At 63.5% G+C, this 11620-nt stretch carries 8 protein-coding genes and 2 riboswitches; of the genes, 1 reads left to right on the top strand and 7 read right to left on the bottom strand.

Annotation, left to right across the window (positions count from 1 at the left end; genetic code table 11):
* The first annotated feature begins 162 nt into the window (after positions 1 to 162).
* Positions 163 to 1311 (top strand): branched-chain amino acid ABC transporter substrate-binding protein, encoded by a 1149-nt coding sequence (locus JMY24_RS21100; RefSeq protein WP_027776926.1) that lies wholly within the window; start codon positions 163 to 165, stop codon positions 1309 to 1311.
* Positions 1312 to 1409: 98 nt separating this feature from the next.
* Here JMY24_RS21100 and JMY24_RS21105 read toward each other — a convergent pair whose 3' ends face one another.
* From JMY24_RS21105 to JMY24_RS21135, 7 genes are all read right to left on the bottom strand, one after another.
* Positions 1410 to 3128 (bottom strand): thiamine pyrophosphate-binding protein, encoded by a 1719-nt coding sequence (locus JMY24_RS21105; RefSeq protein WP_128596039.1) that lies wholly within the window; start codon positions 3126 to 3128, stop codon positions 1410 to 1412.
* Positions 3129 to 3385: 257 nt separating this feature from the next.
* Complete coding sequence (locus tag JMY24_RS21110) at positions 3386 to 4774, bottom strand: L-serine ammonia-lyase (protein ID WP_128596038.1); 1389 nt, start codon at positions 4772 to 4774, stop codon at positions 3386 to 3388.
* A gap of 27 nt (positions 4775 to 4801) precedes the next feature.
* On the bottom strand, positions 4802 to 5932 hold the full coding sequence (locus tag JMY24_RS21115) for an alginate lyase family protein (RefSeq protein ID WP_128586879.1): 1131 nt from the start codon (positions 5930 to 5932) through the stop codon (positions 4802 to 4804).
* Between the two features lie 117 nt (positions 5933 to 6049).
* Positions 6050 to 8986, bottom strand: a complete 2937-nt coding sequence (gene gcvP / locus JMY24_RS21120) for an aminomethyl-transferring glycine dehydrogenase (RefSeq protein WP_201702834.1) — start codon at positions 8984 to 8986, stop codon at positions 6050 to 6052.
* 162 nt (positions 8987 to 9148) lie between these two features.
* The gene (gene gcvH, locus JMY24_RS21125; protein WP_020067442.1) at positions 9149 to 9529 is read right to left on the bottom strand and encodes a glycine cleavage system protein GcvH; all 381 of its coding nucleotides are present in this window, start codon (positions 9527 to 9529) and stop codon (positions 9149 to 9151) included.
* A gap of 77 nt (positions 9530 to 9606) precedes the next feature.
* On the bottom strand, positions 9607 to 10725 hold the full coding sequence (gene gcvT / locus JMY24_RS21130) for a glycine cleavage system aminomethyltransferase GcvT (RefSeq protein ID WP_128596036.1): 1119 nt from the start codon (positions 10723 to 10725) through the stop codon (positions 9607 to 9609).
* Positions 10726 to 10805: 80 nt separating this feature from the next.
* A riboswitch (glycine riboswitch) is annotated at positions 10806 to 10959 on the bottom strand.
* Positions 10960 to 11001: 42 nt separating this feature from the next.
* Positions 11002 to 11100, bottom strand: a riboswitch (glycine riboswitch).
* A 71-nt stretch (positions 11101 to 11171) separates the two neighbouring features.
* Entirely contained in the window at positions 11172 to 11522 is a 351-nt protein-coding gene (locus JMY24_RS21135; RefSeq protein WP_128589854.1) for a hypothetical protein, read from the bottom strand.
* Positions 11523 to 11620: the final 98 nt, after the last annotated feature.

The raw sequence follows: 11620 nt of genomic DNA on the forward strand, positions 1-11620 counted from the left end.
ATCGATTACTGGCAAGAAAACGCCGGGCCGCCCCAAGTTTTCTTGCGCCCCCTCGGGGGGGCCTGGCGCGATGCGCCAGGATTTGGGGGCGGTCATTAGAACGGAAGCGGTAACGGCGATCCCGAAAGCCGCTCCATCCACACCTGGTACCAAGGAGAAGATATGCAACACAAGATGACACAGCTGGCAGGCGCAGCGCTGGTTGCGGCGATGTCGCTGGCGGGGACGGCCAACGCTCAATCGACAGACGACGTGAAGATCGGTTTCGCCGGTCCGATGACGGGCGCGCAGGCGCACTACGGCAAAGACTTCCAGAACGGCATCACGCTGGCTGTGGAAGACATGAACGCGACGAAGCCGGTGATCGGCGGCAAGCCGGTTCGCTTCGTGCTCGACTCGGCCGACGACCAGGCTGACCCGCGCACCGGCACCACCGTCGCGCAGAAGCTGGTGGACGACGGCATCAAGGGCATGCTCGGCCACTTCAACTCGGGCACCACGATTCCCGCTTCGCGCATCTACGCGAACGCTGGCATTCCCGAAATCGCGATGGCAACGGCGCCTGAATACACGCAACAAGGTTTCAAGACCACGTTCCGCATGATGACGTCCGACACGCAGCAAGGTTCGGTCGCGGGCACGTTCGCGGTCAAGACGCTCGGCGTGAAGAAAATCGTGATCGTCGACGACCGCACGGCTTACGGCCAGGGTCTGGCGGATCAGTTCGAAAAGGCGGCCAAGGCAGCGGGCGGCACGATCGTCGATCGTGAATACACGAACGACAAGGCCGTGGACTTCAAGTCGATCCTGACCAAGCTGAAGGCGGCCAATCCGGACCTGATCTATTACGGCGGCGCGGATTCGCAAGCGGCACCGATGGTCAAGCAGATGAAGGCGCTCGGCATCAAGGCGCCGCTGATGGGCGGCGAAATGGTTCACACGCCGACGTTCATCCAGATCGCGGGTGACGCGGCGAACGGCACGGTGGCATCGCTCGCCGGCCTGCCGCTGGAAGAAATGCCGGGCGGCAAGGACTACGTCGCCAAGTACAAGAAGCGCTTCAACGAAGACGTGCAAACGTACTCGCCGTACGCTTACGACGGCGCAATGGCCATGTTCGCGGCAATGAAGAAGGCAAACTCGACCGATCCGGCCAAGTACCTGCCGGTGCTCGCGAAGACGTCGATGCCGGCTGTGACGTCGTCGAACCTCTCGTACGACGCCAAGGGTGATCTGAAGAACGGCGGCATCACGCTGTACAAGGTTGTCGACGGCAAGTGGACGACGCTGCAAAGCGTGGGCGGCAAGTAAGCTTTTCTTTGTAGATCGGCTCGATGTTGAGAACCCCGCTTCGGCGGGGTTTTTTCATGGCCTTTCGTACCGGGCGCTTTTCCGCCGCACCGTTGCGCTTACTCGCCGCGCAACTTCCTACCCTGCTCCCGAATCTGCTCCAACGTCGCGCCGGGCGTGCTGGCCTCCTGCGGCATGCGGATCTCGATCACCGCCGCGCATTTCGCCGCCAATGAACGCTGCAACGCCGGCAGAAAATCTTCGGTGCGTTCAACCGTTTCACCATGCGCGCCGAACGATCGCGCGAATGCCGCGAAGTCCGGATTCGTGAGCCCAGTGCCGTGCACGCGATTCGGATAGTGTCGCTCCTGATGCATGCGGATCGTGCCGAAGTGACCGTTGTTCACGACGATGAACAGCACATGCAGGTCATATTGCATCGCCGTCGCGAGTTCTTGCGCGGCCATCATGAAGCAGCCGTCGCCCGCCAGCGCGACCACCGCGCGCTGCGGATACAGCGACTTCGCCGCGATCGCCGCCGGCACGCCGTAGCCCATCGCGCCACTCGTAGGCGCAAGTTGCGAGCGGTATTGGCGATACGAAAAATGCCGATGCAACCACGTCGCATAGTTGCCGGCGCCGTTCGTCAGTATTGCGTCGTCCGGAAGATGCGCGCGAAGTTGCTGGATCACTTCGCCCATTTGTACGTTGCCGGGAATCGGCCGGGGTTCACGCCATTCGAGATATGCGCGATGCGCCTCTTCCGCCGCGCCCGCCCAAGTCAGCTTTCCGGCAGACGGTTCCAACGCCGCGAGCGCCGCGGCAAGTTCAGGCATGCCGGAGACGATCGGCAGATCGGCGGCATACACGCGCCCCAGCTCTTCCGCGCCCTGGTGCACGTGAACCAGTGTCTGCTTCGTCTTGGGAATGTCGAGCAACGTATAGCCGTTCGTCGTCGCTTCGCCGAGGCGAGGACCAAGCGCGAGCAACAGGTCGGCATCGCGAATACGCTGGGCCAGCGCCGGATTGATGCCGAGCCCCACATCGCCGGCATAGTTCGGATGCTCGTTATCGAGCGTGTCCTGAAAGCGGAACGCGAGGCCGATCGGCAACTGCCAGTTCTCGGCGAAGCGTTGCAAGTCCGCACAGGCCGCGCTCGTCCACCCGCTTCCGCCTGCAATCACCATTGGCCGTTGCGCGCTTTCCAGCAATTCGCGCAGCTTGCCGATCTGCGCGGCTGACGGCGACGCGGCCACACGCTGATAACGAGGCGCGCCCGGTACGGCGTCGCATGCATCGCTCAGCACGTCTTCGGGCAAGGACAGCACCACGGGCCCCGGCCGGCCGGAAGTCGCCGTGTGGAACGCATGACTCAGATACTCGGGAATGCGCCGGGGGTCGTCTATCTGCGCAACCCATTTCGCCATCTGACCGAACATGCGCCGATAGTCGATCTCCTGGAAAGCCTCGCGATCGAGATGCTCGCGCGCGCACTGACCGATGAGCAGGATCATCGGCGTGGAGTCCTGAAACGCGGTGTGCACGCCAATCGATGCATGCGTCGCACCCGGTCCTCGCGTGACGAGCGCGACGCCTGGGCGTCCGGTCAGCTTGCCGATCGCTTCCGCCATGTTCGCGGCCGCCGCTTCGTGACGGCAGACAATGGTCTGAATGCGCTCGGTTTCGTCGTGCAATGAATCGAGCACTGCGAGAAAACTCTCGCCGGGCACACAGAAAACACGTTCGACACCGTGCGTGAGCAAAGCGTCGACAACAAGGCGCGCGCCAGTGGTTCGAGCGGCGGCAGTATTGGAAACGGGAGCATTCGGCTGCGACATTGCGATGAGGCCTCCAGGCAGTGCATGAGTGCGGTTGCGTCCGCATCGACTGCATGGTCAGCCGACCGGCGCCCTGACAGCTTACGCTGGGAGCGCGCTCAGTGTCACGGCGCAGCGCAATGCGCGCTGGTGCAGCGAGCGCGACCCGCAGACGCGCAAACAAAAAACGCGGACCCCAGGGCCCGCGTTTCGTCTACTTGGCACATGCCGCGTTTGCCGATCAACAATCAGCACCGGGCATCACATGCAGTCAACCATCAGCATTCGACGATATTCACCGCCAACCCGCCGCGCGACGTTTCCTTGTATTTCGTCTTCATATCCGCGCCGGTCTCGCGCATGGTCTTGATGACCGAATCGAGCGACACGTAATGACTGCCGTCGCCGCGTAGGGCCATGCGCGCCGCGTTGACCGCCTTCACCGACGCCATCGCATTGCGCTCGATGCACGGAATCTGCACCATGCCGCCAACCGGATCGCAAGTCAGCCCGAGGTTGTGCTCCATGCCGATTTCCGCCGCGTTTTCGACCTGCTTCGGCGTGCCGCCCATCACGGCGGCGAGTGCGCCCGCAGCCATCGAGCACGCGACGCCCACCTCGCCCTGGCAGCCCACTTCCGCGCCGGAAATCGACGCGTTCAGCTTGTACAGAATGCCGATCGCGGCCGCCGTCATCAGGAAGTCGATCACACCTTGCTGGTTCGAGCCGGGCATGAAGCGCGTGTAGTAGTGCAGCACGGCGGGAATAATGCCGGCCGCGCCGTTGGTGGGCGCGGTGACGACGCGGCCGCCGGCGGCGTTTTCTTCGTTGACGGCGATTGCGTAGAGATTGATCCAGTCGATCATCGACAGCGGATCGCGCAGCGCAAGCTCAGGGTTGCCCGACAGCGCTCTATATAGCTGCGGCGCGCGGCGCTTCACCTGGAACGGGCCGGGCAAGTTACCGTCCGCGTCCGGATTGTTGATGCCGCAGCCCCGCGACACGCACGACTGCATCACGTCCCAGATCTTCAGGAGGCCTGCACGGGTCTCTTCTTCGGTGTGCCAGACGCGCTCGTTTTCCCACATTAATTGCGCGATGCTTTTGCCGGTCGATCCGCACAGCGCGAGCAACTCGTTGCCGGTGCGAAACGGGTGCGGCAATTGATCGACGGCGGCAAGGACCTTGGTGTTCGGCGCGCCGGCCGTCACCACGAAGCCGCCGCCCACCGACAGATACGTCGACTCGCGCAGCGTCTCGCCTTGCGCGTCGAACGCGCGCAGCTTGAGCCCGTTCGGATGTTCGGGCAGCGCTTGCCGGTAGAACGAAATGTGATCCTTCTGCACGAACGGCACTTCATGCGTGCCGAGCAATGCGAGCTTGCGCGTGGTGCGCACGGCCTCGAGTCGTTGGGCGATCGTGTCGGGGTCGACCGTGTCGGGTGCGTCACCCATCAGGCCGAGCATCACGCCGCGATCCGTGCCGTGCCCTTTGCCGGTTGCGCCGAGCGACCCGTAAAGATCGACTTTCACCGACGCCGTGTTCGGCAGCAGCCCGTCGCGTTCGAGCCCTTGCGCGAACATCAGCGCCGCGCGCATCGGCCCGACCGTATGCGAACTTGACGGACCAATGCCGATTTTAAAGAGATCGAAGACGCTGACTGCCATTACTGCTCCCTGCTGATGAAAGTTGGTTTAGCGCGCCGGCATCGGCAAACACACGGCGAGCCACGCGGGTGGCGTCGGCGCGAGCTGCAGCGCAATCGGCGTATAGCGTCCGTCGAGACGCGCCGCCAGATGAAACAGTTCGGTCGCGTTCTTCGGATCCCACTGACCCGAGTAACCGGGCAAGCCGGCTTCGCGACGTTTTGCGTCGAACGCGACGCTCGAATGCACGAATTCCTCATGCGTCTTGCTGCCCGCCGCATACGGCGCCAGCCAGTTGAGCGCGGCTTGCAGCGACGCGCCGTTCGCGCCCTTCTCCGGCAGCCAGTTGCGGTTGTGGCGGCGGGCGGCAAGCGCGGCGGTTACGAGCGGCTGCAGATCGTAAGTGACATAGTGCAGCGCGTCACGCTCGCTGAAATCGATCGTCGAACCGTCCGGCTCAATGTTGTCGCCGATATGCTCGGCAAAGAGACGCTGGGCCGCATTGATCATCTTGCGGTTGTCGAGCGTAAAGGCGGCCATCGCTATCAATTTGATCCGGTGACTCTGCCAGTTGTTCCGGTAAGTGCCTTTCAAAGGACGCGGCTGGTCGTCGATCTCCGCGATGTAGCCGTTCGCGAGCTTCGTCAGGAACGCCATCGACGCGTTGCGCGTTTTCACAGGCAGCGCACTCGCGGTCATGTCATACGCGAGGATCAGCCCTTCGAAGTGCGTTTCGTCGATTGGATTGAAACTCGGCTGATAGGTCGTGACCCATGCGTACAGCAAACGGTCGACGAGCTTCAGATACCGGTCGTCGCTGGTGGCGCGCCATGCGAGCGCGGCGTCGCGCAGCAGATCGAGATCCTTTTCCGCTTCGACGCTCTGGTCGTAGATGCCCTCGTGCGGCAGCGTGCCTTCCGTGTGCAGTTTGGCTTGCGCGTGAGGCTTGTCGCCCAGATGCGCGAGCACATTACTCACCAACGCCTTGACGCCGGGATCGGCGTTCGTGCGCTCGCTGGTTTGCCAGGCAGGCGCAGCGCAAAAATTCATCGCCGCCTGCGCGTGACGAAGCGGCAGCAACACGGCTGCGCCGGCAAGCAGGCATGCGCAGGCGTGCCGCCACGTTGGTACTCGCGTTGCCCCGGCCGGGCTTTGCATCAATCGCACCTTTCGCACCATGCGAAACTCCTCGTTGGGCTGATTCGGTGTGTGATGTTAGCCGTTTGCGGCCTCCAGCGACAGAACCGCGCACCGCGCGCTTACAAGCTGCGGGCGGCGCGCGGCGACGGCCGGGTGTTACTCGTAATCCGCAACCGGCACGCACGAGCAGAACAGGTTGCGATCGCCATATACGTTGTCCGCGCGGCCGACCGGCGGCCAGTACTTCTTCGCGATCAGCGTGGGCAGCGGATAGGCGGCTGTTTCGCGCGCGTATGCATGCTTCCACTCGTCGGCGATGACCACTGCCGCGGTGTGCGGCGCGTGTTTCAGCGGATTGTCTTCCCGGTCCGAGCGGCCTTCTTCCACAGCGTGAATTTCGTCACGGATCGCGATCATCGCTTCAATGAAACGGTCGAGTTCTTCCTTCGATTCCGATTCGGTCGGCTCGACCATCAGCGTGCCCGGCACCGGAAAGCTCATGGTCGGCGCATGGAAACCATAGTCGGCGAGGCGTTTCGCAACGTCGTCCACAGTAATGCCGCTGGTTTCCTTGATCGGACGCAGATCGAGAATGCACTCGTGCGCGACGAGTCCGCCCGGGCCCGAATACAGCACTGGGTAATGCGGCGCGAGCTTGTTCGCGACGTAGTTCGCATTGAGGATCGCGGTCTCGGTCGCGGCGGTGAGATTTTTCGCACCCATCATCGCGATGTACATCCACGAGATTGGCAGGATCGAAGCCGAGCCATACGGTGCGCCCGACACTGCGCCGATGCCGTTGGGTGCGCGTTCGTAGCCCGACGAAATCTGGTTCGGCAGGAACGGCGCGAGATGCGCGCCGACCGCAACCGGACCGACGCCCGGTCCGCCGCCGCCGTGCGGAATGCAGAAGGTCTTGTGCAGATTCAGGTGCGAGACGTCGCCGCCGAACTGGCCCGGCGCGGTCAAGCCGACCATGGCGTTCATGTTCGCGCCGTCCACATAGACCTGACCGCCGTGCGCATGAACGATCTCGCAAATTTCGCGGACGTTCTGCTCGAACACGCCATGCGTGGACGGATACGTGATCATGATCGCCGCGAGCTTGTCGGCGTGCTGGTCGGCCTTCTTCTTCAAGTCTTCGATGTCGACGTTGCCTTGCGCGTCGCACGCGACGACCACGACCTGCATGCCGGCCATTTGTGCCGACGCCGGGTTGGTGCCGTGCGCCGAAGCGGGAATCAGGCAGACGTCGCGATGCGCTTCGCCGCGCGACGCGTGATACGCGTGGATGATCAACAGGCCGGCGTATTCGCCTTGCGAGCCCGCGTTCGGTTGCAGTGAAACTGCTGCGTAGCCGGTTGCGGCGACCAGCATCGCTTCGAGCTGATCGATCATTTCGCGGTAGCCGACGGTTTGCTCAGCGGGCGCAAACGGATGAATCTGGCCGAACTCGGGCCACGTGACCGGCAGCATTTCCGACGTCGCGTTCAGCTTCATCGTGCACGAGCCGAGCGGGATCATCGAACGGTCGAGCGCGAGGTCCTTATCCGAGAGGCTGCGCAGATAGCGCAGCATTTCCGTTTCCGAATGATGACGGTTGAATACGTGGTGCGTGAGGTATGCGCTGGTGCGTTCGAGCTCGGCCGGCACCGAAGCGGTGTTCGACGCAGCCATCGCGGCGTCGAGCGCGTCGACTTGCGGCACTTCGCTGACGAAAGCCGCTTGCGCGAACACAGCGAGCAGATCGGCCAGGTCGTGGCGCGTGGTGGTTTCGTCGATCGACAGGCCCACTTGCGTGGCGCTCACGCGGCGCAGGTTGATGCGCCTCGCGGTTGCCGCGTCGAGCAGCGCTTGCGTGCGCGCGCCGGTGTCGAATGTGAGCGTGTCGAAAAAGGTTTCGTTGACGAGCGAGTAGCCAAGCTGCTTCGCGCCTTCCGCAAGCAACGCGGCAATACGGTTCACGCGCAGCGCGATTGTCTTCAGACCGCGCGGGCCATGATAGACCGCGTACATGCTGGCCATGATGGCGAGCAGCGCTTGCGCGGTACATACATTCGACGTCGCTTTCTCGCGGCGAATGTGCTGTTCGCGCGTTTGCAGCGCGAGGCGCAGCGCGGGATTGCCTTGCGCGTCGACGGTCACGCCGACGAGACGGCCCGGCATCTGGCGCTTGAATTCGTCGCGCACGGCGAGGTAGGCCGCATGCGGGCCGCCGAAGCCGACCGGCACGCCGAAGCGCTGCGTGTTGCCGACGGCCACGTCCGCGCCCCACTCGCCCGGCGGCGTAAGGACGGTCAGCGCGAGCAGGTCCGCGGCGACCACCACGTGGCCGCCCGCTTCGTGGATCGCCTCAGTCAGCGCGCGGTAGTCGCGCACGTCGCCATTCACGCCCGGATATTGCAGCAGCACGCCGAATGCATTTGCGTTCGCGGCTTCGGCTGCCGGGCCCACTTTCACTTCGATGCCGACCGGCGTGGCGCGCGTTTTTACCACTTCAATGGTTTGCGGCAGCACGTCGTCGGCGACGAAGAATACATTCGACTTCGGCTTGCCCACGCGTTGCAGCAGCGTCATTGCTTCAGCTGCGGCGGTGGCTTCGTCGAGCAGCGACGCGTTTGAGATCGCGAGACCCGTCAGGTCGACGATCATTTGCTGGAAGTTCAGCAGCGCTTCGAGGCGGCCTTGCGAGATTTCCGGCTGATACGGCGTGTACGCCGTGTACCACGCGGGATTCTCGAGCACGTTACGCAGGATCACCGTCGGCGTGTGGGCGTTGTAATAACCCTGCCCGATGTACGAGCGGAACACCTGGTTCTTGTCCGCGAGTTCGCGCAGCGCGGCGAGCGCTTCCGCTTCGCTCTTAGGCTGTGCGAAGGGCCCGAGCGGCAGCGCTTCGGTGCGGCGGATCGTCTTTGGAATGACGGCGTCGATCAGCGCGGCGCGCGACGTGAAGCCCACGGCTTCGAGCATCGCTTGCTGGTCGGCCGCGTCCGGGCCGATATGCCGTTCAGCGAAGGCGTCATGCACTTCGAGCGCGGCGAGCGAGAGAGGAGTGCGGTTCATCAGACGATCCGGGTGTTCGAGCTTCATGGTGTTCCTGGCGGTGCGGCTGTCCGTGCTGGACCGTCCGAGACCTGGCGCAAAGCGCCCGGTCTCCTGAAGGGTCATCCCCAAAGGGACTTTCTTCACGGCGCGGTCCTGTGTGTTTCACGAGGGACGCGCCGCACCTGTCGGGTTATATATAAAAGTGAATCAGGCGCCGATCGACTTCGAGTACGCGTCCGCGTCGATCAAACGGTCCTGCGCTGCGTCCGAGGCCGGCTTGATCTTGAAGAGCCAGCTTTCATACGGGGCGCTGTTGACCGAATCGGGCGTGTCGGCAACGGCGGTGTTCGCTTCGATAATTTCGCCGGAAACCGGCGCGTAAATATCCGAAGCAGCTTTCACCGATTCGATCACGGCGACCGTATCGCCGGCCGTGACGGTCTTGCCCAGTTCCTGTACTTCGAAGAAGACGATGTCGCCGAGCGCTTCCTGCGCGTGGTCGGTGATGCCGACCGTCAGCGTGCCGTCCGCTTCGGTGCGGACCCACTCGTGCGATTCGGTGTATTTCAGATCGGCCGGGATGCTCATCGGATGCTCCTATGCGGTGTGATTCGATATGGACTAAAAACTGGAAAAGGACGCACGCGCCGGCTGCTTGCAGCGGTTCAATTCGCCGCGAGTACTTTGCCGTTACGCACGAACGGCAGTTTTACCACGCTTGCGGGCACCGATTTGTCACGAATTTGAACGTGAACCGTGTCGCCCGGCTGCACGCCTTTCGGCACCCGCGCGAAGGCAATGGATTCCTGCATGGTCGGGGAGAAGGTGCCGCTGGTGATTTCGCCTTCGCCGTGCGGCGTGACGACTTTCTGATGCGCGCGCAGCACGCCTGCCGCCTTGCCGTTCTCCTTCAGCAGGATCAGACCGACGAACGCGGCGCGCGAGCCGTCCGCTTCCAGCCGGCTCTTGCCGACGAAATCGCGCGCGGAGGTGAGGTCGACGGTCCACGCGAGGCCGGCGTCGAGCGGCGAGATGTTGTCGTCCATATCCTGGCCGTACAGGTTCATGCCGGCTTCGAGACGCAGCGTGTCGCGCGCGCCGAGACCCGCCGGCCGCACGCCTTGCGCTTGCAGCGCATTCCACAACGCGACGACGTGATCGGCCGGGACGATGATCTCGAAGCCGTCTTCGCCGGTATAGCCGGTGCGGGCGACGGTCAATTCGCCGAACGGCGTTGCTTCGACGCGCGCGGCGTTGAAGGGCTTGAGTGTTTCAGTTGCAGAGCGGATGGCCGGTACCGTTTGCCAGACCTTCTCACGCGCGTTGGGGCCTTGCACGGCGACGATCGCGAGATCGCGGCGCGGCGTGATGGCCAGACCGAAGCCGCCTTCGTTGAGTTGCTTGAACCACGCGATGTCTTTGTCGGCGGTGCCCGCGTTGACCACCACGCGGAAATGATCTTCCCCGAAGTAATAGACGATCAGGTCGTCGATCACGCCGCCGTCCGCGTTCAGCAGGCACGAGTACAGCGCGCGCCCAGGCGTTTGCAGCTTCGCGACGTTGTTGGCCAGCGCATACTCGAAGAACCCGCGCACGCGCTCCCCGGTGAAGTCGATGACGCACATGTGCGAGACGTCGAACATGCCGGCGTCGGTACGCACGGCGCGATGTTCGTCGATCTGCGAGCCGTAGTTGACGGGCATGTCCCAGCCGCCGAAATCGACCATGCGGGCATTGAGCGCGCGATGGGTGGCGTTGAGCGGAGTGTGTTTGAGTTCGGTCATGGGGCCTCGGGCGTCTCGCGAAACGAAAAAGGCCATGCGGAGCCGCGCCTCGCGGCCTGCTGGCTGCGAGCGTGGATCTGCATGGCCCCTCTGTCCTCGATACCTGAGAGATTGCGCTGCCGTGGTGACGTTGATTTGTCACGGCGGAACGCGCGCCCCTTCGGTGGGCAGCTTGCCAGGATCTGCACGACATTGCGATGCAGACGGCTACTGCCGCTCTCCAGAGTGCGAAAAACGGCGCCTTGATGTTGCGTGTGTTACGTAGCGGCGGGTTTTTCGACGCGTTCGGTCCTTTTGCCTGAGAGTTTGCGGGTGTGCCCCTTCGGCGGCGCGGCCTGCGAAACCAGCGGCCAGCGCGCTCTCCCGACGCGTGCGGCGAATGTACGCGAGGGCCGGAGGCTTGTCAAATGAACGGTTTATTCGCCGTTATTCGCCCTTATCCGCCCTTATTCACCGATTGCATGCGCCGCGCCGTCCAGTTCCTGGTTCAGCACGCGCTGTTCGTCGGCGGATAAGCCGCCGCCATGTTGCCCGGCCATCTCGTGCGCCTCGCGCCGGATCACATCGAGCCGATGATGCAACGCATCCCCTTGCGGCGGCGGGTAATAACCTTGGTTCACGCGATTGTCGATACGGCGGCTCAGATTGTCGATGCGGCCGTCGACCTGATGCAGGCGTTTATCGGCGATCTGTTGCGGGCTTGGGCGCGGCGCCGGTTCGGGCTGCGGTGCCACCACACAGGCGGCGAGCGAACTGAGTAATGCGCATGCGGCGAGGGCGCGGATGGGACGTGGCATGAACACTCCGTGAAGTCGTTGTGGTTTTGCGGTGCTACAGGCGTAGCAACGGATCACGGCAGACGAGCGCTGACCCGGAAGGCCGGCTCATTTGTAAC

Origin of the sequence: Paraburkholderia kirstenboschensis (assembly GCF_904848585.1) — a bacterium.
Classification (GTDB): Bacteria; Pseudomonadota; Gammaproteobacteria; order Burkholderiales; family Burkholderiaceae; genus Paraburkholderia; species Paraburkholderia kirstenboschensis.